Source organism: Amycolatopsis sp. NBC_00355 (assembly GCF_036104975.1).
Lineage (GTDB): Bacteria > Actinomycetota > Actinomycetes > Mycobacteriales > Pseudonocardiaceae > Amycolatopsis.
Genome location: NZ_CP107982.1, coordinates 7536792 through 7561046 on the forward strand (window position 1 = coordinate 7536792; position 24255 = coordinate 7561046).

At 71.5% G+C, this 24255-nt stretch carries 22 protein-coding genes; 16 read left to right on the forward strand and 6 right to left on the reverse strand.

From position 1 onward, the window contains the following. Nucleotides 1–17 precede the first annotated feature (17 nt). Together OHS18_RS34665 and OHS18_RS34670 are read left to right on the forward strand one after the other, a co-directional pair. Nucleotides 18–1346 (forward strand): glycosyltransferase family 2 protein, encoded by a 1329-nt coding sequence (locus tag OHS18_RS34665; RefSeq protein WP_328459096.1) that lies wholly within the window; start codon nucleotides 18–20, stop codon nucleotides 1344–1346. Between the two features lie 70 nt (nucleotides 1347–1416). Then, nucleotides 1417–2616, forward strand: coding sequence for an IS30 family transposase (locus tag OHS18_RS34670; protein WP_328618628.1), 1200 nt, complete (start codon nucleotides 1417–1419; stop codon nucleotides 2614–2616). A 56-nt stretch (nucleotides 2617–2672) separates the two neighbouring features. Here OHS18_RS34670 and OHS18_RS34675 read toward each other — a convergent pair whose 3' ends face one another. Further along, nucleotides 2673–4553 carry an N-acetylmuramoyl-L-alanine amidase gene (locus tag OHS18_RS34675; RefSeq protein WP_442875300.1) on the reverse strand — a complete coding sequence of 627 codons (1881 nt, stop codon included), beginning with the start codon at nucleotides 4551–4553 and terminating at the stop codon, nucleotides 2673–2675. A 249-nt stretch (nucleotides 4554–4802) separates the two neighbouring features. Between OHS18_RS34675 and groES the strand changes: the two genes are divergently transcribed. After that, nucleotides 4803–5096 carry a co-chaperone GroES gene (gene groES, locus OHS18_RS34680; RefSeq protein WP_007031106.1) on the forward strand — a complete coding sequence of 98 codons (294 nt, stop codon included), beginning with the start codon at nucleotides 4803–4805 and terminating at the stop codon, nucleotides 5094–5096. 97 nt (nucleotides 5097–5193) lie between these two features. Then, nucleotides 5194–6807 carry a chaperonin GroEL gene (groL, locus tag OHS18_RS34685; RefSeq protein ID WP_328445417.1) on the forward strand — a complete coding sequence of 538 codons (1614 nt, stop codon included), beginning with the start codon at nucleotides 5194–5196 and terminating at the stop codon, nucleotides 6805–6807. A gap of 411 nt (nucleotides 6808–7218) precedes the next feature. On the opposite strand, the gene OHS18_RS34690 is transcribed toward groL, so the two are convergent. Continuing rightward, nucleotides 7219–7539 (reverse strand): WhiB family transcriptional regulator, encoded by a 321-nt coding sequence (locus OHS18_RS34690; protein WP_305879369.1) that lies wholly within the window; start codon nucleotides 7537–7539, stop codon nucleotides 7219–7221. A 191-nt stretch (nucleotides 7540–7730) separates the two neighbouring features. Here OHS18_RS34690 and OHS18_RS34695 point away from each other — a divergent pair, with 191 nt between their 5' ends. The 5 genes from OHS18_RS34695 to OHS18_RS34715 all read left to right on the forward strand — a co-directional run bounded on the left by OHS18_RS34695 (nucleotide 7731) and on the right by OHS18_RS34715 (nucleotide 12689). After that, nucleotides 7731–8705 carry a MerR family transcriptional regulator gene (locus tag OHS18_RS34695; protein WP_328613635.1) on the forward strand — a complete coding sequence of 325 codons (975 nt, stop codon included), beginning with the start codon at nucleotides 7731–7733 and terminating at the stop codon, nucleotides 8703–8705. A 492-nt stretch (nucleotides 8706–9197) separates the two neighbouring features. Then, complete coding sequence (locus OHS18_RS34700; RefSeq protein WP_328613636.1) at nucleotides 9198–10052, forward strand: hypothetical protein; 855 nt, start codon at nucleotides 9198–9200, stop codon at nucleotides 10050–10052. Between the two features lie 131 nt (nucleotides 10053–10183). After that, the gene (locus OHS18_RS34705; RefSeq protein ID WP_003073605.1) at nucleotides 10184–10780 is read left to right on the forward strand and encodes a response regulator transcription factor; all 597 of its coding nucleotides are present in this window, start codon (nucleotides 10184–10186) and stop codon (nucleotides 10778–10780) included. Between the two features lie 394 nt (nucleotides 10781–11174). Beyond that, a complete protein-coding gene (locus tag OHS18_RS34710; protein WP_026468912.1) occupies nucleotides 11175–11747 on the forward strand; it encodes a sigma-70 family RNA polymerase sigma factor in 573 nt (190 codons plus the stop codon). Continuing rightward, nucleotides 11748–12689, forward strand: a complete 942-nt coding sequence (locus OHS18_RS34715) for an anti-sigma-D factor RsdA (RefSeq protein WP_328613637.1) — start codon at nucleotides 11748–11750, stop codon at nucleotides 12687–12689. It abuts the gene before it with no gap. Nucleotides 12690–12751: 62 nt separating this feature from the next. On the opposite strand, the gene OHS18_RS34720 is transcribed toward OHS18_RS34715, so the two are convergent. Further along, nucleotides 12752–13147: a DUF5319 domain-containing protein gene (locus OHS18_RS34720; protein WP_247060636.1), complete on the reverse strand. Its 396-nt coding sequence runs from the start codon at nucleotides 13145–13147 to the stop codon at nucleotides 12752–12754. A gap of 129 nt (nucleotides 13148–13276) precedes the next feature. Between OHS18_RS34720 and guaB the strand changes: the two genes are divergently transcribed. The 4 genes from guaB (at nucleotide 13277) to OHS18_RS34740 (ending at nucleotide 17215) form a co-directional block, all read left to right on the forward strand. Further along, nucleotides 13277–14788: an IMP dehydrogenase gene (gene guaB / locus OHS18_RS34725; protein ID WP_328445409.1), complete on the forward strand. Its 1512-nt coding sequence runs from the start codon at nucleotides 13277–13279 to the stop codon at nucleotides 14786–14788. Between the two features lie 189 nt (nucleotides 14789–14977). After that, complete coding sequence (locus tag OHS18_RS34730; protein WP_328445407.1) at nucleotides 14978–15508, forward strand: hypothetical protein; 531 nt, start codon at nucleotides 14978–14980, stop codon at nucleotides 15506–15508. 2 nt (nucleotides 15509–15510) lie between these two features. After that, a complete protein-coding gene (locus OHS18_RS34735) occupies nucleotides 15511–16005 on the forward strand; it encodes a hypothetical protein (protein WP_328613638.1) in 495 nt (164 codons plus the stop codon). A 76-nt stretch (nucleotides 16006–16081) separates the two neighbouring features. Continuing rightward, entirely contained in the window at nucleotides 16082–17215 is a 1134-nt protein-coding gene (locus OHS18_RS34740) for a GuaB3 family IMP dehydrogenase-related protein (protein ID WP_328445403.1), read from the forward strand. On the opposite strand, the gene OHS18_RS34745 is transcribed toward OHS18_RS34740, so the two are convergent. Further along, nucleotides 17199–17399: a DUF397 domain-containing protein gene (locus OHS18_RS34745; protein WP_328445401.1), complete on the reverse strand. Its 201-nt coding sequence runs from the start codon at nucleotides 17397–17399 to the stop codon at nucleotides 17199–17201. The genes OHS18_RS34740 and OHS18_RS34745 overlap by 17 nt on opposite strands. A 163-nt stretch (nucleotides 17400–17562) precedes the next feature. On the opposite strand from OHS18_RS34745, the gene OHS18_RS34750 reads away from it, so the two are divergent. The 3 genes from OHS18_RS34750 (at nucleotide 17563) to OHS18_RS34760 (ending at nucleotide 21657) form a co-directional block, all read left to right on the forward strand. Further along, entirely contained in the window at nucleotides 17563–19272 is a 1710-nt protein-coding gene (locus OHS18_RS34750; protein WP_328613639.1) for a GMC family oxidoreductase, read from the forward strand. A gap of 10 nt (nucleotides 19273–19282) precedes the next feature. Then, nucleotides 19283–20005, forward strand: a complete 723-nt coding sequence (locus OHS18_RS34755; RefSeq protein WP_328445397.1) for a maleylpyruvate isomerase N-terminal domain-containing protein — start codon at nucleotides 19283–19285, stop codon at nucleotides 20003–20005. Between the two features lie 116 nt (nucleotides 20006–20121). After that, the gene (locus tag OHS18_RS34760; protein ID WP_442874310.1) at nucleotides 20122–21657 is read left to right on the forward strand and encodes an FAD-binding oxidoreductase; all 1536 of its coding nucleotides are present in this window, start codon (nucleotides 20122–20124) and stop codon (nucleotides 21655–21657) included. Between the two features lies 1 nt (nucleotide 21658). Here the strand turns inward: OHS18_RS34760 and OHS18_RS34765 are convergent, their stop codons facing one another. After that, a complete protein-coding gene (locus OHS18_RS34765; RefSeq protein ID WP_328613640.1) occupies nucleotides 21659–23104 on the reverse strand; it encodes an aldehyde dehydrogenase family protein in 1446 nt (481 codons plus the stop codon). 55 nt (nucleotides 23105–23159) lie between these two features. Further along, complete coding sequence (locus tag OHS18_RS34770; protein WP_328613641.1) at nucleotides 23160–24194, reverse strand: zinc-dependent alcohol dehydrogenase family protein; 1035 nt, start codon at nucleotides 24192–24194, stop codon at nucleotides 23160–23162. Nucleotides 24195–24255 lie beyond the last annotated feature (61 nt).

Below are 24255 nucleotides of genomic sequence, written 5' to 3' on the forward strand. Positions count from 1 at the left end.
AGGCGTTCGCGCTGACCATGAGCGTGGCGTTCCTCGTCTACGTCGTGCTGATCGTGGTGCCGTACCTGCGCCGCAAACCCGGCCCGGTCGGTGACCCGGCGGACTTCACGTGGCACTTCTTCGTGCCGTGCCGCGACGAGCAGACCGTCATCCGCGAGACGATCCGCTACCTGCGCACGACGTTCCGGCACGCGCACGTCTGGGTCGTCGACGACGACTCGGAGGACCGGACCGCCCGCGTCGTCCGGATGCTGTGGCGGCGCAACGGCGGGTACGACCCGTACCTGCACCTCGTGCCGCGCGTCCGGCCCGAGGCCCGCACCGGCAAGGGGGACGCGCTCAACGCGGCCTACCGGGCCCTGAACGACTGGATGGGGCCGGCCGCGACGCGCGACGACGTCGTGGTCGTGGTGGTCGACGCCGACGGCCGCCCGGCGCCGAACTGCCTCGACGTCTGCGCCGCCGACCACCTCTTCGGCGACCCGGGGATCGGCGCGGTGCAGCTCGACGTCCGGATGAGCAACGTCGAGACCCCGCCGCCGACGCGCAACCCGGCCGGCCGCTGGTTCGGGCTGAAGCTCGCCCAGTTGCAGGACCTGGAGTTCCGGACGGCGATCGCGGCGATCCAGACGTCGCGCGGGTTCACCGGCACGATCTCCATGGGCGGCAACGGCCAGTTCACCCGGCTCACCGCGCTCGACTCGATCGCCGGCCCCGCCGCGCAGCCGTGGCGCGGCTCGCTGCTGGAGGACTTCGAGCTCGGCGTCCACCTGCTCACCGAAGGCTGGCGCACCGGGTTCACGCCGGATTCCCATGTGGCGCAAGAAGGTCTGTACAGCCTGCGGCGGTTCCTGGTGCAGCGCACGCGCTGGGGCCAGGGCACCATGCAGTGCGCGCGGTACCTGCGGCGGATCTGGGACTCGCCGCACGTCAGCACGCTCGGCGCGGCGGAGATGATGTACTACCTCGCGCAGCCGTGGCTGCAGCTGCTCGGGTCGCTGCTGTACCCGATCCCGTTCCTGCTGCTGATCTTCGGCACCGCGGGCGACCCGGCGCAGATGTGGTCGTGGTTCACCGGCGGCGCGTGGATCCTCTTCGCCATCTACGGCTCGTTCGGCCTGCTGCCGTTCCTGGTCTGGGGCCCGATCTACCAGCTGAAGTGCTTGCGCAGCAAGAACATCCTGCGCGGCATCGGCCTGGGCTTCGCGTACGCGGCGTACATCTACACGTTCTACGTGACGTCGTGGCGAGCGTTGTTCCGGCTGATCCGCGGCCGCAACGGCTGGGCGAAAACGCGTCGCAACACCGAGCAGTCCGCGGGCGCGAAGGTCGCCCTGGACGCCTGAAAGTCCGTGAAGGCCTCTCGGAGTCATGGGGTCGTTGCAACACCACCTCGATGAAGGGTGGGATTTGCAGATGGTTCGAACGCATCGCTGGCTCCCACGATCAGTCCAGCTGCAGTTCTGGGACCAGATCCGGGCCGGAACGGCAGCGAAGCCGGCCGCGCAAGCGGCCGGCTTCGCCGCAGCGACGGGCGGGCGGTTGTTCCGCCAAGCTGGCGGGGTGATCAGTAACGCACCCCGCCAGACCGGCCCGGTCCGACTGAGCATCACCGAGCGCGACGAGATCGCCTGCCTCACAGCCGCAGGTCACGGCCCACGAGCGATCGGACGAGCAATCGGACGACCTGCCTCGACAGTGTCACGAGAGCTGGCCCGCAACACCGGCCTGACCGGCGCCTATCGGGCCAGCAGCGCCCAGCACCGGGCCGAACACCGCGCGAAACGACCCAAAACCGCGAAGCTGCGCGCCGACCCGGAACTGCGGGCGGTGGTGCAGGCCAGGCTGACCCGGAAGTGGTCGCCGCGGCAGATCTCCGAGAGACTGGTCCTGGACTTTCCCGACCGGCCGGAGATGCGGGTGTCGCACGAAACGATCTACCAATCACTCTATGTGCAAAGCCGGGGTGCGTTACGGCGTGAACTGACCACAGCACTGCGGACCGGGCGGGCGTTGCGGATGCCACGACGGCAGGCCCAAGCCCGGCGGGAGCGGCCGGCGGGCGGGATCCGGGACATGGTCAACATCTCGCAGCGACCCGCCGAGGTCGCCGACCGCGCGGTCCCGGGACACTGGGAAGGCGACCTGATCCTGGGCGGGAACAACGCCTCCGCTATCGGGACCTTGGTGGAACGCTCGACCCGGTTTGTGATGTTGCTGCACCTGCCCGATGGCAGGGACGCGGCCACCGTCGCCGAGGCGATGACCGACATGATCGCGACGTTGCCGCCGTTGCTGCTGGGGTCGCTGACCTGGGATCAGGGCAAAGAGATGGCCCATCACCAGAAGATCACCCTGGACACCGGGTTGCAGATCTACTTCTGTGATCCGCATTCGCCGTGGCAGCGGGGCAGCAACGAGAACACCAATGGTCTGCTCCGTCAGTACTTCCCGAAAGGCACCGACCTGTCCCAGCACGACGCAGCGGAGCTGGTGCGGGTGGCGACGGAGCTGAACGGACGGCCGCGGGAGACCCTCGGCTGGCGGACGCCAGCCGAGGCCCTCACCGCGCTACTGTCAGATCAACCAACACCAGGTGTTGCAACCACCGCATGAATCCGCCCCTCCTTGAGGGACTCTGAGTCCCTCAAGGAGGCCTTCACGGACCTCGGCTAGAACGCCGGCAGGAACCGGACGTCGTCCGCCTTGACGAACGCGATCCGGTGGCCGAACTGGATCTGGACGTACTTGAGCTTGCCCTTCACGACCACGTGGTCGGCGACGTCGAACGTCGTCGCCGAGTAGTACTCCGACCCGACCACTCCGGCCGACGAGTACTTCTGCCCGGCGGCCAGGGTGTACGGCAGCGGCGTGATGGCCTGCGGCGTCAGGTTCGCCGGGTAGGCCTCGGGCTCGGGGTAGGCGCGGCCGTACACCGGAATCGTGGCGAGGCCGGGCTTCGGCGTCACGACCAGGCCGATCGCGGGCTTGGCGACCCGCGCGTTGTGCGGGTTGCGGAACCAGCCCTTCTGCCCGAGGTACCAGATCGCCGTCCAGTCGCCGCTGGTGTCGGCGACGGCGTACCGCTGTCCGGTGGCGGCCCGGCTGCCGACGTCCGCGACGTCCATAGTGGACGGTGTGCCCTTGGGGTGCAGGCCGACGTCCACCAGCAGCGGCGAGGAGTCAGAGGGCTGCGAGTGCAGTACGACGGCCTCGGAACCCCTTGGCGTGCAGGGCGTTCCGGCGGTGTCGCAGCCGGTGAAGATCGGCTGGTTCTTCGTGAAGTCCGGGTCGATGGTGACCAGCGACGAGCCGGGCAGCCCGAACCCGCCGAGCGGCGCGCCCAGCAGGTCGAAGTAGTGCGACCAGTCCCAGTAGGGGCCCGGGTCCCAGTGCATGCCGGCGATCGTCGACGGGATCGTGCCCGGCACGTTGTCGTGGCCGATGATGTGCGCGCGGTCGAGCGGGATGTCGTACTTGCGCGCGAGGTACCCGACGAGCTTCGCGCTCGAGCGGTACATCGCCTCGGTGTACCAGGTGCCCTTCGCGGCGAAGCCCTCGTGCTCGATACCGATCGACTTGGCGTTGATGTACCAGTTGCCCGCGTGCCAGGCGACGTCCTTCGTCGGCACGTGCTGCGCGATCAGGCCGTCGGCCGAGCGGATGGTGTAGTTCCAGCTCACGTACGTCGGGTCCTGGGCGAGCTTGAGGACGCTGTCCCAGTAGCCCTCGGTGTCGTGGATGACGATGTGGTCGATCTTCTGGCCGGCCGGCCGGTCGGCCAGGTCGTGGTTGCCGTAGTCGTTGCCCGGCAGCTCCTGGTAGGGCGCCGGCACGGACTCGCAGGTGACGGTCCGCGGGCACTCGACGTTCGCCGGGTTCGCCTCGGCGTGCTCCGGCGCGGTGATGCCGGGCGTGGCGGCGAGGGTGACCTGCTGCCCGTCGTCGGTGGTGCGGCTCACGCCGCTCTTGATGGTCTCGAAGACCTCGTCGGCGAAGGTCTGCCCGGCGGCCTCGCCGGATCCGCCGTACCGCGCGACAGCGTCGTACCAGCCGGTCTGCCCGAGGTGGTACTTGGCGAGCAGGGCGGCGCCACCCCGGATGTTCTGCGTGGTGTCGGTACGCAGGGTCTTCGGGTCGGTCTTGAGCAGCTGAGCGGCCTCGTCGACGGTCTGCAGCCCGGCTTGCGGCGGCACGTCGGGCCCCGCGGCCGGGTGCAACGCGGGCCGCGCGTCATCACCGCGCGGGTCCTCGCTGCCCTGGTCGTGGTGGCTGCCGGCGACCCCGGCTTCCCGCAGGTCGGTGAGGTGCATGGGCCCGTACCCGGCGGCGGTGCTGGGCGTCCCGCCGTTGAAGTCCCACCGGGACTCCAGGTAGGAGACGCCGAGCAGGACGTCGAGCGGAACCCCGAACTCGGCGGCCGCGGCGGCGAAGTCCCGCTGCCGCTGATCGGTGGTCGCGGCATGGGCGGGCGCGGTGGCGAGCCCACCGAGCAGGGCGACGGCAGCGGCCAGCGCCGCCGTTCTGGAGAGCGAACGAAACGACATGGGCATAAACCCCCAGGGTCCAGGTGCCAGACGGTGAGAACCTAACCAGAAACTCACGCCGGGGGTAAGAGCCGCCGCCGACCTGCCGAAGAGTGAGGGCGCCGGCCTTCGGGTGGACCCTGGTTGCACGGCTGGCACTCCCGTGGCTAGAGTGCTAATCGCACGGCCCGACAGCCCCGGCACCCGCGACGGCGGGGGTGGTAGAGCCGTAACCACATCCTGCCAACGCTTTCGACGACCGTGGAGGTCAACCCGGTGAGCGTGAACATCAAGCCGCTCGAGGACAAGATCGTTGTCCAGACGAGTGAGGCCGAGGAGACGACCGCTTCCGGCCTCGTCATCCCCGACACCGCCAAGGAGAAGCCCCAGGAGGGCAAGGTTCTGGCCGTGGGCCCGGGCCGGATCGACGACAAGGGCAACCGCGTCCCGCTCGACGTTTCCGTCGGCGACGTCGTCATCTACTCGAAGTACGGCGGCACCGAGGTCAAGTACAACGGTGAGGACTACCTCATCCTGTCCGCCCGCGACGTGCTGGCCGTCATCAACTGACGTCCGCTCGCAGCGCATGACGCCCCGGGCCCCGCACAAGCCGGGGGACGGGGCGTTCGTGCGTTCAAGACCCACCGAAAGGTAAGCGGAACACGCTATGCCCAAGCAGATCAGATTCGACGAGGACGCTCGTCGCGCCTTGGAGCGCGGGGTGAACAAGCTCGCCGACACGGTCAAGGTCACCCTCGGCCCGCGCGGTCGCCACGTCGTGCTCGACAAGAAGTTCGGTGGCCCGACCATCACCCTCGACGGCGTGACCGTCGCCCGTGAGATCGAGCTCGACGACCCGTTCGAGAACCTCGGCGCCCAGCTCGCCAAGAGCGTGGCCACCAAGACCAACGACGTCGCCGGTGACGGCACCACGACCGCGACCGTGCTCGCGCAGTCGCTGGTGAAGGTCGGCCTGCGCAACGTCGCGGCCGGCGCGAACCCGACCTCGATCGGCCGTGGCATCGAAGCCGCCGCGGCGAAGGTCATCGAGGTCCTCAAGAGCAAGGCGACCCCGGTCAAGGGCCGCGAGAGCATCGCCCAGGTCGGCACCGTCACCTCCCGCGACGCCAACATCGGCGCCCTGCTCGGCGAAGCCGTCGAGAAGGTCGGCGAGGACGGCGTCATCACCATCGAGGAGTCGTCGACCCTGGCGACCGAGCTGGTGATCACCGAGGGCGTCCAGTTCGACAAGGGTTTCCTCTCGGCGCACTTCGCGACCAACCCGGAGGAGCAGAAGGCGATCCTCGAGGACGCCTACATCCTGCTCGTCCGCGAGAAGGTCTCGTCGCTGGCGGACCTGCTGCCGGTGCTCGAGAAGGTCGTCGAGGCCAAGAAGCCGCTGCTGATCATCGCCGAGGACGTCGACGGCGAGGCGCTGTCCACCCTCGTGGTGAATTCGCTGCGCAAGACGATCACCGCCGTCGCCGTCAAGGCGCCGTTCTTCGGTGACCGTCGCAAGGCGTTCCTGGACGACCTCGCGGTCGTCACCGGCGGCGAGGTGATCTCCGCGGAGATCGGCATGAAGCTGGCCGACGCGGACCTCGGCTCGCTCGGCGGCGCGCGGCGCATCGTCGTCACCAAGGACGACACCACCATCGTGGACGGCGCCGGCACCAAGGACGCCACCCAGGCGCGGATCGCCCAGATCCGCAAGGAGATCGAGAGCACCGACTCCGACTGGGACCGCGAGAAGCTGCAGGAGCGGCTCGCGAAGCTGGGCGGCGGTGTCGCGGTGATCAAGGTCGGCGCGGCCACCGAGACCGAGCTGAACGAGCGCAAGCACCGCATCGAGGACGCCGTGGCGGCGACCAAGGCGGCCGTCGAGGAGGGCATCCTGCCCGGCGGTGGCTCGGCGCTGGTGCACGCGGTCAAGGAGCTGGAAGACGGCCTCGGCCTCGAAGGCGACGAAGCGACCGGTGTCCGCATCGTGCGTGACGCGCTGTCCGCCCCGCTGTTCTGGATCGCGACCAACGCGGGCCACGAGGGCGCGGTCATCGTCAACAAGGTCCGGGAGCAGAGCTGGGGCCACGGCTTCAACGCCGCCACCGGCGAGCTGACCGACCTGCTGGCCGCCGGCATCGTCGACCCGGTCAAGGTGACCCGGTCCGCGGTGGCGAACGCCGCTTCGATCGCGCGCCTGGTGCTGACGACGGAGAGCTCCATCGTCGAGAAGCCGGCCGACGAAGAGCCCGCCGCGGCGGGCCACGGCCACTCGCACTGACGCGTTTCCGAGCACGAGAGGGGCGGCATCCCGCAAGGGGTGCCGCCCCTTCTCGTTGCGTCGGTGGCCGGGGTGGCCTGTTCGGCGGCCCCGCGGTTGCTCGCCCTTGACGTCCGACACACGAGACCGAGGACGCAGCCCTCACACGTCAGCCGGGGAGGCCGCGCAGGTGAAGCCGCCGTTCTCGGCCGGATGCGCAGGACCTGCACAGCGCGCCCCGCGGCCACTCACGCCGACGCGTTCGACCCGCGACAAGGCGGCATCTCCCGAGCGTGCCGCCTGCTCGACGCGCGAAAACGGGGCGGCATCCGCATGGATGCCGCCCCGTTCCCGTCCCGGGCCGGACTGCAGCCCGGAAAGCACGGAGGGCGGCCACCCCACCCGGCGCCGCCCTCCGGTGTCCGTGGGCCGTCAGCCGCCCGACATGCTGAGCGTGCGTTTGTCGGCCTTGATCAAGTGTTCGCGTTCGGACTCCGAGAGCCCGCCCCAGATGCCGTAGGGCTCGTGCACCGCCAGCGCGTGGCTGCGGCACATCTCCAAGACGGGGCAGCTCAGGCACACCGCTTTCGCCCTTGCTTCCCGCCGTGCCCGCGCCGGGCCGCGCTCGCCGTCCGGGTGAAAGAAGGACGCGCTGTCCATCCCCCGGCACGACCCTTCCAGCTGCCAGTCCCACATGTCGGCGTTGGGTCCTGGGAGCCTGCGCGTGTCTGCCATCCTGACCGCCTCCGTCATTCGGTCGATGCCGCTAGCTGCTCTGCTGTGGTGCCGATACTCCATTCGGTGCAACGGCCGTAACGTTAGAAGCGCGCCAATAGTTGTTCAAGCGATTCGGTTCGATTCAGCCGTTAGGCATCCCCCGGATGTGTGAGCGGGGGTTTCGCCTCCGGTTGCCGACCTCGGTGCGTGCCTGGATATTGAGGCTCGTGGGAGCTGGGTCGGGTACCGAAGAACCCACCCTGCCGGTGGCCTCGGTCGCCCGCCGGCTCGGGGTCGCGCCGTCCACCCTCCGAACCTGGGACCGGCGCTACGGGCTGGGCCCCAGCCGCCACACCGACGGCCGGCACCGCCGCTACGGCACCTCCGACATCGGCCGGCTCGAACTGATGCAGCGGGCCCTCCTCAGCGGGGCGTCGACGGCGGAGGCCGCGCGCTACGCCCTCGAGCAGATCCCGCGCTCCGGTTCGCCGCAGCCGGAGGAGCCCGAGGAGCCTCCCGAAACCGGCGCCGCCGACGACGGTCACGAGGTCCGCTCCCGGCTCGCGCGCCGGCTGAGCACCGCGGCGCTCGCCATGGACGTCCACGCCGTGCAGCACATGCTCGCCGACACCATCACCGAGCTCGGGGTGCTGCCCGCCTGGACGGGCGTGCTCGAGCCGGTGCTGTCGGCGCTCGGGGCCCGCTGGCGCGGGGCGAGCGCGGGCGCGGAGGTCGAGTACCTGCTCGCCGAGTGCGTGTCCGCCGCCCTGGTCCGCGCCACCCCGGTGCTCGACGAGCCGCGCAACACCCGGCCGGTGCTGCTCGGCTGCGTCCCGGAAGAGCGCGACACGATGCCGATGTACGCGCTCGCGGCGTCGCTGGCCGGCCGCCGGATCGGCGCTCAGCTGTTCGGGGTGCCGCTGCCCGCGGACGTCCTCGCGGTGGCGGTCCGCCGCAGCGCCCCGGCGGCGGTGGTGCTGTGGGCCCACCGCCGCGGGATGGCCGACCCCCGCCTGTTCGCCCGGGTCTCGCGCGGCCGCCAGCGCAGCAGGCTCTTCGCCTGCGGCCCGGGCTGGGATCCGGCCGGGATGCCGGACCAGGTCGAGCTGCTCCCGGACCTCCCGGGCGCGGCGGACCGCATCGAGCACGTCCTGGTCGGCGCGCGGCGGGAAAGCCGTGAGGGGCACCTTCACGGCTTTTAGGTCCGTGAGGGTGGCCCTGACGGCTTTCCCGGGGCGACGGTGTCGAGAACGGGGCGGGCGGCTCGGCGAGGCGAGATGGGGCAGCGGGCGAGACGGGTGGCCTCTCGGCGGGCGAAACGGGGCGACGGCGGCGAGACGGGCGGCGGCTCGGCGACCGAGATGGGGCGGCGGGCGAGACAGTTGGCCTCTCGGCTGGCGAAACGGAGCGGCGCCTCGGCGACCGAGACGGGGCGGCGGGCGAGGCGGGGCGGCGGCTCGGCCGAGGGAGACGGGCGGCCCGCGGGCTTGCCCGTGCCCCCGGCGGCCGTCGCGATTCGCGGGCCGGCCCGCCCGAACGCGCCGTGCGCTGCCGGTGGCTCGGTCGGTCCGTACGGCCGTTCGGCGGATCCGCGACGGGCGCGCCACCGAGTCGTCAGCGGTACCCGGCGCGAACCGCGCGGCTCCGGTCACTTCGATCATGTTCTTGTCGGTGGGAGGGGCTAGAAAGGACGGGTGCACGAACCCGCCCTCCGCGCCGCCGCCTTCGGGGGTGACCCGCGGCCCGACCCGGCCGTCCTTCGTGGCACCGGGACGCCCAGAGCCCGCCTGCTCGCCGCGATCGTCCTCGGCGCCCAGGGGCGCTACGCGTCCGCCGCGGCGCTCCTGGACCCCCTGCGGACGGCGGGCGACCCCTTGCTCGGCTCCCTGGCCGCCAGCACTCTCGCCGCGCACCGGCGGCAGCTGGGCGGGCACCGGAAAGCCCGCGCGCTCGACGGCGAAGCCTTCGCCCGCGCCGCGACCCTCCACAGCGACCCGGACCCGGACGGGCTCGACGCCGCCGGTGCCCGGGCCGACGCCCTGCTGGGCCTGGCCGCCGACAACCTCGCCCTCGGCCGGCTGAGCGCCGCCCGGCGGCTGGCCGCCCGCGCCGAGCGGGAGCACGCCGGGTGGCGGGCCGACGTCCGCCGCGGCTGGGTCGGTGCCGAGATCGAGCTCGCCGCAGGTCAGGGTGCCGCCGCCGTGGCGCCCGCCGAGCGCGCCTTCGAAACCGCGGTCGCCCGTGGCGCGCGCCGGCACGCCACCAAATCCGGGATTGTGCTGGCCGTGGCCCTGCGGGCCGCCGAGGCTCCCGATCACCGGAACATTTCGGACGCTCTCGTCGGAAAGGCAATGGCGACCGCCGAAGAATGCGAACTGCTTTCACTTTTGTGGCCGGCCGCCCTTGTCGCGGCCGATCTGCGCCCTGGACACGCCGAGGAGTATCGATTCAGAGTGGCGGAGGTGTTGCACGCAGTGTTACGAAGCGCAGATCCTTGCGGGAGGAGGATCGCGGGGGAATCGCCATGGGTCCCCGCCCCGGGTGGTTGAGCCGTCGGAATGGGGTGTTCCGGCATCCGGGCTAAGAAGTTTCAAAAAAAGCCACCGGATCGTGTCAAGGTTCGGGCTAAAGCGTCCGATAGGGGAAGTGGAATGTCACCCGGCTGCAGGAAGGAAACCCCGTGACGACGGTCTTGATCTGCGACGACCGACGCAGTGTCCGTGAAGGGCTCACCCGAGTGATGTCCGCGGTCCCTGGGGTCAGTCGCATCGACTGCGTAGCGCACGGTGACGAGCTGCTGGCCCGGTACTCCCGTCAGCCCGTCGACGTCGTGCTGGTCGGAACGCAACGCGCGGTCCCGACAGGTGTCGAAGCCACCCGGCGGCTCGTCTCCGCGAACCCCCAGGCGAACGTCATCGTGTTCGGCGCCCCGGACGACGCGGGCAGCATCGCTGCCGCGATCGCCGGTGGTGCCCGCGGCTATCTCCGCTGGGACGCGTCCCGGCCGGAGCTGGTCGCCGCACTGGCCCACACCCTCGCGAGCACCTCGGTGCCCGCGCCCCGTCAGCCGTCCGACCCGGGCGTCCAGCTGACCGAGCGCGAGCTTCAGGTGCTCCGCGGGATGAGCCAGGGCAAGAGCAACGGCCAGATCGGCCGCGAGCTGTACCTGTCCGAGGACACGGTCAAGACCCACGCCCGGCGGCTGTTCCGCAAGCTCGGCGTGCGCGACCGCGCGCAGGCCGTGGCGCACGGCTTCCGCCGCGGCCTGGTCAGCTGACCGGTTCACGGCACTCTCCTCGATCCTGACACGGCCGGAATACAGGTGACGACGGGCCAGGGCGCACCGCCCTGGCCCGCACTTGTGTGGTCCCCATCACATTCCGGCGCCCTTCGGGGCCGCCCTCGGGGTGCTCACGCGCCCCGGCTCCCGTCCACCGGGCGGGAACTCGTACCTGTGGCCCCGGTCGCTCGTTGATTCGACGACATCGATCGTGGCTCGCAGGGGCTAATCCGTATTTTCGCGGCGCCGGCGGGCGCGGCGCGCCGGGAAGCACCGCGCGCGCCGGGCCGGGGTGGCCGCAGGTACGGTAACGGTCACCGGTCCGCGGCGCGGGCAGCCACGAGCCGGACTCTTTGCACGCCTACACGTAACACTGGGACTGTTGTCTGCGATGGCCAATGTGGGGGATGGACTGGATGAACCGGTCGCCGCTGCTGTCGAGGGAGATCCCCAGGCGGTGGAGCGGCTGCTGGCTGCTATCCGTCCACTGGTAGTGCGGTATTGCCGCGCTCGGGTTGGCAGGCAGGAGCGATCGTTCGCTTCGGCGGACGACGTTGCGCAGGAGGTGTGTCTCGCGGTGCTAACGGCATTGCCTTCGTACCGTGACCAAGGGCGCCCGTTCCTGGCCTTCGTCTACGGAATCGCCCAGCACAAGGTGGCCGACGCGCACCGCGCGGCGGCCCGTAACCGCGCCGAACCGGTTGCCGAGATCCCCGACGAGGTCGAGGGTGGCGTCGGTCCCGAGCAGCGGGCGCTGCAGGGTGAACTGAACGAGCGGATGTCCCAGTTGTTGCAGGTGCTGCCGGACAAGCAGCGGGAGATCGTGGTGCTGCGCGTGGTCGTCGGCTTGTCGGCGGAGGAGACCGCGGACGCCGTGGGGTCCACCCCCGGTGCCGTCCGCGTCGCCCAGCACCGCGCCCTCGCGCGGCTGAGAAAGGTCCTGGCCGCGGAGGAGGTGATCTGAGTGACCGGTCACGAGAACGGTTTCGAGCCGGATGACGTCTGGGGCGATGGCCTGTCGGGCTCGGAGGCGGAGTTCGCCGCCGATCTGACGGCCGTGCAAGCGGACGACGCGCTGCTCGACGCGCTGGGCGGGTCCGACCCGGCGCTGGCCGACGGCCTCGGCGACCAGGAGCTCAACGCGTTGCTGGTCGCGTGGCGAAGAGACATCGACAGTGAGCCCCTGGCCGAACTCGTCGACGTCGACACCGCCGTGCGCACCGTCACGACCGCCGCCCTCGCGCAGCGGCACGCCTCGAGCGGACGCCGCCGCAGGCTGCTCGTCCCGGTCGCCGCCGCCGCGGCGGTGTTGGCGATCGCCTTCACCGGAACCGGGCTGGCCGCGCGCTCCGCGGAACCCGGTGACACGCTTTGGGGCCTCGCGAAGGTCCTGTACTCCGATCACACCCACTCGGTCGAGGCCGCCGCGAACGCGAAGCTCGACCTCGAGAAGGCGAACCTCGCTCTCGCCGGCGGCGACCTCGCCACCGCCCGGCAGGCCCTCCAGGACGCACAGACCGCGCTTTCGCAGGTCAGCGACGAGGACAACAAAGGCCAGCTGATGGAGCAGCACCGGCAGCTCGCCGCCCAGCTCCAGAACCCGGACGCGCCGGTCCAGGGTCCGACCCAGACCACTTCGACGCCGGTGCCGCCGGGCGCCTCGTCGACGCAGGTGCCGCCGGCCGGCTCGGCGACGTCGATCCCGGGCAGCGGCAGCGGCACGACCAGCCTGCCGGGCACCGAGACGCCGACTCCGACACCGCCGCCGCCGACGACCGAGACCCCGACGCCTCCGCCGCCGACCACGCCGACCACCACGGCCGCGAGCGGCAACGACCCGGGCACGTCACCCCGCAGCGAGACCTCGGGCGGCGCCGCGCAGCAGGGCGTCACGGACAGCCCGTAAGAGCTCCGGAAAAAGCCCTGGTGAGCTTCCTCACCAGGGCTTTTTTGTTCGGTACGGGGCGCTCAGTAGGCGCTTTCGTTCGCCGTGACGCCGTCCGCGAAGCCGCGGCAGTAGTCCCAGCTGACGTAGTCGCCGGGGTTCGGGTCGTAGGCCGGCTCGTGCGGGCGCATCCGCCCGTCGGCCAGCAGCTGCTCCAGGCTGGCCCGCAGCAGGTGCCAGTCGTGGTAGTGCGGTTCGTCGCACTCGCCGCAGTCCACGACGATCCCGCGGACCCCGCGAGGCTCGAGAAGCGCCTGGTAGACGGCCAGATCCGAGAGATCGGCCAGCAGCTCGGTGCGTTCCTGGTCGCTGATCGGCTCGTCCAGCCGCTCCTCGTTGTCGAGGAACGCGCGGGCCGGGTCGTCCGGGTCGTCCGCGAACGGGTCCGGAGGCAGAACGTCATGCGCCACGGCCTGCACGCTACCGGTCCGGCCTCGTGGCTCGCCCACCACCCGGGGCGGGGGCCGGGCCCGGATACCATGAGGGGAAGGCTCCGAGTCGCCACAGCGACGCCGCTCACCCCGCGCCAGGAAGGCCCTTCACCCGCTATGACCAGCGACGGCATCACCGCCCCCGTTCCGGCCAAGTTCGCCATGCTCGGCTTGACCTTCGATGACGTGCTGCTGCTGCCGGCGGAATCGGACGTCGTGCCCAGCATGGTCGACACCGGCACCCGGCTGACCCGGAACATCACCCTCGGCGTGCCGCTGGTCTCCGCCGCGATGGACACCGTCACCGAGGCGCGGATGGCGATCGCCATGGCCCGCCAGGGCGGCATCGGCGTGCTCCAGCGCAACCTCCCGATCGACGAGCAGGCCGCCGCCGTCGAGGTGGTCAAGCGGTCCGAGGCCGGCATGGTCACCGACCCGGTCACCTGCTCGCCCGACGCCACGCTGGCCGAGGTCGACGCCCTGTGCGCGAAGTTCCGCATCTCCGGCGTGCCGGTGGCCGACGCGTCCGGGACCCTCGTGGGCATCATCACCAACCGCGACATGCGGTTCGAGGTCGACCACAGCCGCCCGGTGTCCGAGGTGATGACCAAGGCCCCGCTGATCACCGCGCAGGTCGGGGTGTCCGCGGACGCCGCGCTCGGCCTGCTGCGCCGGCACAAGATCGAGAAGCTGCCGATCGTCGACGGTGCGGGCAAGCTGCGCGGCCTGATCACGGTCAAGGACTTCGTGAAGACCGAGCAGTACCCGAAGGCGACGAAGGACCCGGACGGCCGGCTCATCGTCGGCGCCGCGGTCGGCGTCGGCCCGGACGGCCACAAGCGCGCGATGGCCCTGGCCGACGCGGGGGTCGACGTCCTGATGGTCGACACCGCGCACGGGCACTCCCGCGCGGTCGTCGACACCGTCTCGCTGCTGAAGAAGGAGCTGGGCGACGCGGTCGACATCGTCGGCGGCAACGTCGCGACCCGCGCGGGCGCGCAGGCCCTGGTCGACGCGGGCGCGGACGGCGTCAAGGTCGGCGTCGGCCCGGGCTCGATCTGCACCACCCGGATCGTCGCGGGGGTCGGCGTCCCGCAGATCTCGGCGATCTACGAGGCCGACCAGGCCGCCCGCCCGGCGGGCATCCCGGTGATCGGCGACGGCGGCATCCAGTACTCCGGCGACATCGCGAAGGCCATCGCGGCCGGCGCGTCCACCGTGATGCTGGGCAGCCTGCTGGCCGGCACGGCCGAAGCCCCCGGCGACCTGATCCTGGTCAACGGCAAGCAGTTCAAGGTCTACCGCGGCATGGGCTCGCTGGGTGCCATGCAGTCGCGCGGCGAGGGCAAGTCCTACTCCAAGGACCGCTACGCCCAGGACGACGTGCTCAACGAGGACAAGCTGGTCCCCGAGGGCATCGAGGGCCGGATCCCGTTCCGCGGCCCGCTCGCCAACGTGGTGCACCAGCTGGTCGGCGGCCTGCGCGCGGGCATGGGCTACGCGGGCGCCGAGACGATCCCGCAGCTGCAGGAGGCGCAGCTGGTCCGGATCACGGCGGCCGGGCTCAAGGAGAGCCACCCGCACGACGTCACGATGACCGTCGAGGCCCCCAACTACACGACTCGCTAGTGGAGGCGCGAGCGGTGCCCACGGCACCGCTCGCGACCTGCTCTGATTACAAGAGCGCGAGCCATTCGGCGGCGAATGCCCCCGTTCGGCCCCGGCCGTAGGCCTCTTCGGCTGAACCTTCGTTACCCAGAGTGCTTACGGTAACTGGCCTATCGCCTTCCGTGGCCACCGTAGTGTCCACTGGACGCCATGACGGCCGGCCGCTTCACGCGCTTGCTCCGCAGGGTCTTCTTCACGGCAGTCGCGCTCGTCTCGCTGTTCCTCGGCGGCGTCGTCTGCCTCATGTGCCAGGTGCTCGCGGGCCGGGACGCGCCCACCTACCGCGTCGACGGGCACGTCGTGTCCCACGAGCGGGGCGAGCTCCCGGTCGGCGGGGACGACAACGCCGTGCGGCACACCATCGGCATCGACGCGGCCGACGGGCGGCACTACAGCATCACGACGGTCGGGTCCGGTCTCGACCTGCCACCGGGCCAGCCGGTCGCGCTCGACGTCTCGACCGCGGACAGCACCATCGCCTACCTGCGCGCCGGCGGCGGTGTGCTCGACCTGCGGGCGGGCGTGATCCGGCCGGTGCTCCTGATCGTCGCGTCGCTGCTCGCCCTGGGCGCGGTCTACTTCGGCGCGGTCCGCCTCAACGTCTATCCACCGATGGCCACCTGGCTGGCGCTCGCGCTGGGCGCGATCCTGTCCCCGGTCGCCGTGTTCGTCCGCGTGTAGCCGTGGACCTCAGGCCGGCGTTGTGGGCGGTCGTCGCCGGGGCGGCGTTCACCCTCGCCGTGTTCTGGTTCCTCCAGGCGCTCGGCCCGTCCGGCTGGGAGGAAGCCGTGGTCGAGGCGGCGGACCCCGTGCAGTGGCCGGTGAGCACCGAGCCGGGTGCGGGGGAGGACCAGCAGCACCATCTCGTCCTCCGCACGGCGTCGGGTGAGAGCTTCGAGGTCTGGGGCAAGGACCGGCACCTCGGCCAGTCGGCGGGGACGTGGCTCCGGGCGGAGATCTCCGATGTCGGGCGGGGGGTCCAGGCCGTCGAGGTCGGCGGCAGGCGGACCACCGTCGACTCCGGCGGTCTCGGGATCTTCGTCGCGGCGTTGACCGGGCTCGGGTTCCTGGCCGGCGCGCTCGGCGCGTGCGCCGACGCCAAGCGCCCGATCCCGGCGATCGCGGGCGCGGTGGCCGGGCTCGGGGCCGGCGCACTGCCCGTGTTGCTGCTGTTCTAACCCCCGTGCGCGGGTCACCCACGCGGACTAGCGACAATGGGGCACGGCAGATTGTCGTCGTCGGAGGAGGCTTCACGTGCGGGACCTGGTCGAGATCGGGATGGGCCGCACCGCGCGGCGGGCGTATGACCTCGACGACGTCGAGATCGTGCCCTCACGGCGGACCCGGTCGTCGTCGGTGGTGTCCACCTCGTGGCAGATCGACGCCTACCGCTTCGACCTGCCGCTGGTCACCCACCCGACGGACGCGATCGTCTCGCCCGGCACCGCGGTCGCCGTCGGCGAGCTCGGCGGGCTGGGCGTGCTCAACGCCGAAGGGCTCTGGGCCCGGCACCCGAACGTCGAGGACGCGATCTTCCAGCTGGTCCGCGCGGCCGAGGACGTCGAGGACCCGACCGCCGTCGGCCGCGTGCTGCAGGAGCTGCACGCCGCGCCGATCCGGCTCGACCTGCTGACCGAGGCGATCAAGACGGTCCGCGAGTCCGGCGTCACGGTGGCCGCGCGCGTCAGCCCGCAGCACGCCGCCGAGCTGACCCCGGACCTGATCGCGGCCGGTGTCGAGATCCTCTTCGTGCAGGGCACGATCATCTCCGCCGAGCACGTGCAGCGCGACGCCGAGCCGCTGAACCTCAAGGACTTCATCGGCCGCCTCGACGTCCCGGTGATCGCCGGCGGCGTCAGCGACTACCGCACGGCGATGCACCTGATGCGCACCGGCGCGGCCGGGGTCATCGTCGGCCACGGCTACACGCCGGGCGTGACGAGCACCGACCGCGTGCTCGGCATCGGCGTCCCGATGGCCACGGCCGTCATCGACGCCGCGGCCGCCCGCCGCGACTACCTCGACGAGACCGGCGGCCGCTACGTGCACGTGCTGGCGGACGGCGGCATGACGACGTCGGGCGACATCGCGAAGGCCATCGCGTGCGGCGCGGACGCCGTCATGCTGGGCTCACCGCTGGCCGCCGCGTCGGACGCGCCCGGGCAGGGCCTGTACTGGACGGCGGCCGCGGCCCACCCGTCGCTGCCGCGCTCACGCGTGGCGGCCGGGCCGGACTACGCCGTCGACCTCAAGACCCTGCTGTTCGGGCCGTCGTCCGACGCGGAGGGCGTGGTGAACCTCTTCGGCGCCCTGCGTCGCGCGATGGCGAAGACGGGTTACTCGGATTTGAAGGAGTTCCAGCGGGTGGGGCTCACCGTCCGCCGGTGAGGTGCCGCACGAACGCCGCGAAGGCTTCCGCGGGGTAGACGAGCACCGGACGGGCGGCGAGCGCCGCCTGTTTGGTGTCCCGCACCCCGACGACGCCCGGCGCGGAACCGATCTCCACGCAGGCGTTTTCTTCGAAGTGACTGTGGCTCGACTTGCGCCAACCGGTGAGCTGCTGGGGGCCCATGTCGGTCCCTCCCGGAAATCGTGTCCCGCCGACGGGTCTCGCCCGCGTGAACATCGAGCTACTCTTTGTATACCCACACTCACCCTCCGAGAATCCAGCAGACGGGTGACTGGTCAGTAACTTACCTCTGGTCAGGAAGCGGACCCGGGGTTACGCTCAAGGTGTGACTGCCAGTAACACCACCACCAGTGCCGGTGCGTTCGACTACGACGTCGTTGTGGTCGGATCGGGGTTCGGCGGCAGCGTCGCGGCGCTGCGGCTCACCGAAAAGGGCTACCGCGTAGCCGTCATCGAGGCGGGGCGCCGGTTCGCGGACGACGAGTTCGCGAAAACGTCCTGGGACCTCAAGCGCTACCTGTGGGCGCCGCAGGTCGGCTGCTACGGGATCCAGCGCATCCACATGCTCAACGACGTCATGGTGCTCGCGGGCGCCGGCGTCGGCGGTGGGTCGCTCGTCTACGCGAACACGCTGTACCGGCCGCTGAAGCCGTTCTACGCGGATCAGCAGTGGTCGCACATCACGGACTGGGAGTCCGAACTCGCGCCGCACTACGACCAGGCGAGCCGGATGCTCGGGGTCGTCACGAACCCGACCATCACGCCATCGGACGTCGTGATGCGCGACGTCGCGAAGGACATGGGCGTCGGCGATTCGTTCCACCCGACGCCCGTCGGCGTCTACTTCGGCAAGCCGGGGGAGAAGGCCGCGGACCCGTTCTTCGGGGGCGCCGGGCCCGCGCGCACCGGCTGCACCGAGTGCGGCGCCTGCATGACCGGCTGCCGCGTCGGCGCGAAGAACACGCTGGTCAAGAACTACCTGTACCTCGCCGAGCAGGACGGCGCGCAGGTCATCCCGCTGACGACGGTCACCTCGGTCCGGCCCGCCGCCGGCGGCTACGAGGTCGACCTGAAGAAGACCGGGACGACGTCCCGCCGGTTCCGCACGACGATCACGGCCGAGAAGGTCGTCTTCGCCGCGGGTACCTGGGGCACGCAGAACCTGCTGCACAAGATGAAGGACACCGGCACGCTGCCCGCGCTCTCGCGGCGCCTGGGCGAGCTGACCCGGACGAACTCCGAGGCGATCATCGGCGCCGCGCGCACCGACGTCGACGAGAGCCGCAACTTCAGCCGCGGCGTCGCGATCACGTCGTCGATCCACCCGGACGAGAACACCCACATCGAGCCGGTCCGCTACGGCAAGGGCAGCAACGCGATGAGCCTGCTGCAGACGATCGCCACCGACGGCGCATCACCGGTGCCGCGCTGGCGGCAGGCCGTGTCGTTCATGGTCAAGCACCCGCTCCAGACGGCGAAGCTGCTCAACGGCTACCGCTGGAGCGAGCGCACGGTGATCCTGCTGGTGATGCAGAGCCTCGACAACTCGATCACGACCTACACGAAGCGCGGGCTGTTCGGCCGCCGCAAGTACACGTCGAAGCAGGGCCACGGCGAGCCGAACCCGAGCTTCATCCCGGCGGGCCACGAAGCCAACGAGCGCACGGCGGACCGCATCGGCGGCCTCGCGGGCGGCACCTGGGGCGAGATCTTCGACATCCCGCTGACGGCCCACTTCATCGGCGGCGTCCCGATCGGCGCCACCACCGACGAGGGCGTGATCGACCCGTACCACCGCGTGTTCGGCTACCCGGGCCTCTCGGTCGTGGACGGCGCGGCGATCACGGCCAACCTCGGCGTGAACCCGTCCCTGACGATCACGGCCCAGGCGGAGCGCGCGTTCTCGTTCTGGCCGAACAAGGGCGAACCGGACGCCCGGCCGGCGCAGGACGTGCCGTACGTGCGGCTGGAGCCGATCGCGCCGAAGAACCCGGCCGTCCCCGCGGAGGCCCCGGCGGCGCTTCGGCGGTCCTAGACTCAGCGCCGTGACGACGGCATCGGGACAAGCATCCGAGAAGGCCCACGCGCTGCTCGGCGGCGTACGGAAGCTCGACGACGAATGGGCCCGCGTGGCCGGCGGGCTCGGTGAGCCCGAACTCCGCGCGCCCAGCGCTCTGCCCGGCTGGACGCGGGCGCACGTCTTCGCGCACATCGCGCGCAACGCCGATGGTCTGCGCAATCTGCTGACCTGGGCGGACACCGGTGCCGAGACGCCGATGTACGCCAGTGCCGAGGCGCGCGACGAAGACATCGAGGCCGGCGCCCAGCGGGGGGTCGCCGACATCCTCGCGGACTTCGTCGCGTCCGCCGGGCGGTTCGAGCAGTACGCCGCGGGGATGCCGGCCGACGCCTGGGCCCGGGAGGCCCGCAACCGCCAGGGCGCGCCCGTGACCGGCGTCGTCGTGGCGCGGATGCGGCTGTCCGAGCTGACCATCCACCTCGCCGACCTGGGCCTCGGCCACGATCTCGACCAGGTGCTGACGCTGCTCGGCCCGCTCGCCGAGGACGTCGTCCAGCACGCGATCACCTCCCGGAGTGCCCACCTGCCGGCGCTGCGCCTGGTCGCGGACGGCTTCGAGTGGTCGATGGGCGCCCCGGCGAAGACGACCGTCACCGGCACTCCCGGCGAGCTGCTGGCCTGGCTGAGCGGGCGGTCCGACGGGTCCGCCTTGGACGGTGCCGTGCCGCGGATTCCCGCCTGGTCCTGAACGCCTCGCGGCGCGGGCTCGTGTACCCGGTGAGGTGGGCGTCTCGGCGTGTTGGCGATCGCCCGCGGACCTAGACTGGCCGGGCCGGGACATCCCCCGGGGCTGAGGAGTCCGATGTGGACAGCGAGCACGACCCGGGACAACCCGCCGGACAGTCGCACGTCTACCCCCGTGTGGACCTGGACAGAAGGGCGTTCCTCCGGATCGCGGGCGTCTCGGCGGTAGGCGCGGTCGCCGCCGCCTGCACGACCGGGGGCAGCCCGGTACCCGTCGGCTCGACCTCGCCCACCACCGCGGCCCCGTCCGCGCCGACCACCAGCAGGCCGCCGACCGGCCCGCCGAACTGGGACGACCTGCGCACCCGGCTGAGCGGTGGCCTGCTCCGGCCGGGCGACGACGCCTACGCCGCCGCCAAGCGCGCGTTCAACCCGCTCTTCGACGGCCGCAACCCCGTCGCCGTGGTCCAGGCGGCGACGGTCCAGGACGTGCAGGCGTGCGTCCAGGGCATCGCCGGCCGCGTGAGCATCGCCGCGCGCAGCGGCGGGCACAGCTACGCCGGGTACTCCGTGCCCGACGGCGGGATGGTCATCGACCTGTCCGCGATGAACAAGGTGACCGTCCAGGGCGGCAAAGCCGTGATCGGCGCCGGCGCGAAGCTGAAGGACGTCTACGCGGCGCTCGGCGCGGCCGGGCGCGCGCTGCCCGCCGGGTCGTGCCCGACCGTCGGGATCTCCGGGCTGACCCTCGGCGGCGGCATCGGCGTGCTCGCCCGCAAGTACGGCCTGACCTGCGACCACCTGAGCTCCGCCCAGGTCGTCACGGCCGACGGCAAGCTCGTGACGGCGTCCGCGACGTCCGAACCGGACCTGTTCTGGGCGCTGCGCGGTGGCGGTGGCGGCAACTTCGGCGTCGTCACCGAGTTCACCTTCGACACCGACCCGGCGCCGAACCTGACCGTCTTCTCCCTGCACTTCCCGGCCGGTTCGGCGGCCGACGTGCTCAACGCGTGGCAGCAGTGGCTCCCCGCGATGCCGCCGGAGCTGTGGGCGAACCTGGTCGTTTCGGGTGGTTCGCCGGTCCAGTGCCGGGTCGGCGGCTGTTACGTCGGCGGCGCGTCCGGGCTGAACACGCTGCTGAACAACCTCACGACCAACGCCGGCGCGAAGCCGACGCAGCGCACCGTCCGCAGCCTCGACTACCTCGGCGCCATGAAGTACTTCGAGGGCAGCTCGGCCCGCCAGTCGTTCCTCGGGTCGTCGCGGATCATCACGGCCCCGGTCGACGCGGCGAAGATCGTCGCGCTCGCCGACGGCCGCGCCGGCACCGACCTGCTCATCGACGGCCTCGGCGGCAAGGTCGGCGAGCCGGCGAAGACCGCCACCGCGTTCTGGCACCGCGACGCGCTGGCCAGCGTGCAGGTCTACGCGCAGGCGACGGCGAAGAACCAGACCAAGGTGAGCCAGTCCGTGGCCGAGGTCGTCACCGGGCTCGCCGCGGCCGGCGCGGGCGGCGGTTACGTCAACTACATCGACCCGGCTCTGCCCGACTGGAAGACCGCCTACTACGGCGACAACGCCACGCGCCTGCAGGACGTCGCGAAGAAGTACGACCCCTTCAACGTCTTCCGGTTCGGGCAGAGCGTCCAGATCTGAGTCAGAGGTCGATGCCGGTGAAGACCGTGACGCGCTCCTCGGTGAGGTCGTGCATCGCGGCCAGCACGCCTTCGCGGCCGACGCCGGAGCCCTTGACCCCGCCGTAGGGCATCTGGTCGGCGCGGTACGACGGCACGTCGCCGATGATCACGCCGCCGACCTCCAGCTCCGCCGACGCGTGGAAGGCCAGCTGGACGTCGGTGGTGAAGACGCCGGCCTGCAGCCCGTACGCGGATTCGTTGACCGACCGGAAGGCCTCGTCCACACCGTCCACAACGGACACCGCGAGCACCGGGCCGAAGATCTCCTCGGCCCACGCCTTCGTGTCGACCGGGACGTCGGTGAGCAGCGTGGGCGCGACCGTCGCACCCTCCCGCGTGCCGCCGGTGAGCAGCTTCGCGCCCGCCGCGACGGCTTCGTCGACCCACGCGACGATCCGCTCGGCGGCCGCCTCGTCGACGACCGGGCCGACGTCGACGTTGCGATCATAGGGATCGCCGGTCTGCTGCGACTGCACGGCTTCCAGCAGCGCCGGCACGAACTCGCCGGCGATCGCGGCGTCCACGATCACGCGCTGCACGGCGATGCAGGACTGGCCGGCCTGGTAGTTGCCGAAGGTGGCGATGCGGTGCGCGGCGCCTTCGGGATCGGGCCAGTCGCGCAGCACGACGGCCGCCGCGTTGCCGCCGAGCTCGAGCACGACGTGCTTGCGCGGCGCGGCGTCCTTCAGCGACCAGCCGACCGGGCCGGAGCCGGTGAACGACACGACCGGCAGCCGCGGGTCGGCGACGAGCGCCTGCGTCTCCTCGTTTCCCAGCGGCAGCACGGAAAACGCGCCTTCGGGCAGGTCTGTCCCGGCCAGGATTTCACCCAGGATCAGCGCGGCCAGCGGCGTCCGCGGCGCCGGCTTGACGATGATCGGCGCGCCGATCGCGAGCGACGGCGCGACCTTGTGCGCCACCAGGTTGAGCGGGAAGTTGAACGGCGCGATGCCGAGCACCGGCCCGCGCGGGACGCGGCGGGTCAGGGCCAGCCGCGCTTCGCCCGCGGGATCCGTGTCGAGGCGCTGGACCTCGCCGGTGAACCGGCGGGCCTCCTCGGCGGCGATCCGGAACACCGACACGGCGCGCTTGACCTCGGCCTCGGCCCACTTGAGCGGCTTGCCGTTCTCCGCCGTGATCACTTCGGCGATCTCGTCGGCGCGGACGGCGAGCATGCGGGAGACGTGCTCGAGCGCGCCGGCCCGGAGGTGCGCGGGCGTGCGGCGAAGCTCTTTGGCGACGGACACGGCGGCGGCGACCGCGCGTTCGACCTGGTCCGGCCCGGGCACCGCGACCGTGGCGACCTCGCTGCCGTCGTACGGGTGGTGCACCACGAGGGTGGTGGCGCCCTGCTCGGGGCGTCCGGCGATCCAGGCGGGGCGCGGCTCGGGGGTGATCATGTCCATGCGTACCAACGTAATCCGGGTGGGGAGTCCGGCGTGGGACCCCCACCCGGACGGGTCACGGCTTGATGAGCACCTTCAGCGCCTCGCGGTCGGCCATGGCGCGGTAGCCGACCGGCACGCCTTCGACGTCGATGGTCCGGTCGAAGACCTTGCCGGGCTGGTACTTGCCGTCGAGGACGTCGGGCAGCAGCTCGGGGATGTAGTGCCGGGCCGGCGCGACGCCGCCGGTGACGGTGACGTTGCGGCGGAACACGCCCACACCAATCGGGCCCTCGTCGTACTGCGGCAGGCCGACGCGGCTGACCGCGCCACCCGCCCGCACGACCCCGATGCCCATCTCGAACGCGCCCTTCGTGCCGACGCACTCGAGCACGGCGTGCGTCCCGCGGCCGCCGGTCAGCTCGCGGACCTTCTCGATGCCTTCGTCGCCGCGCTCAGCGACGACGTCGGTCGCACCGAACTCGCGGCCGAGGTCGGTGCGGGCCCGGTGCCGTCCCATCAGGACGATCCGGTCGGCGCCGAGCCGCTTCGCCGCGAGGACGGCGGAGAGACCGACCGCGCCGTCACCGATGACGGTGACGTTCCGGCCCTTGCTCACCTGCGCCTTCACTGCGGCGTGGTGGCCGGTGGAGAAGACGTCCGACAGCGTGAGCATCGACGCGAGCAGCGCCTCGTCCTCGGTGTGCGGGAGCTTGACCAGGGTGCCGTCGGCCTGCGGCACGCGCACGGCCTCGCCCTGGCCGCCGTCGACGCCCTTCGAGCCCCAGCCACCGCCGTGCAGGCAGGACGTCTGGAGGCCTTCGCGGCAGAACTCGCAGGTGTTGTCGGACCAGACGAACGGCGCGACGGCGAGGTCGCCCTTCGCGACGGTCGTGACGTCGGCGCCGGTCTCCTCGACGATCCCGAGGAACTCGTGCCCGATCCGGCGGCCGTGCTCACTCGGCTCCATGTCGGCGTACGGCCAGAGGTCGCTGCCGCAGATGCAGGACCGCACGACGCGCAGGATGACGTCCGTCGGTTCGACCAGCTTCGGGTCGGGGACGGTTTCCACCCGCACGTCGCCGGCGCCGTAGATGACTGTCGCTCGCATGCAAGTCCTTTCACCGTGACAAACGTCGGGGGTGTGACAGCGTCGTCGCGCCTAGATTTTC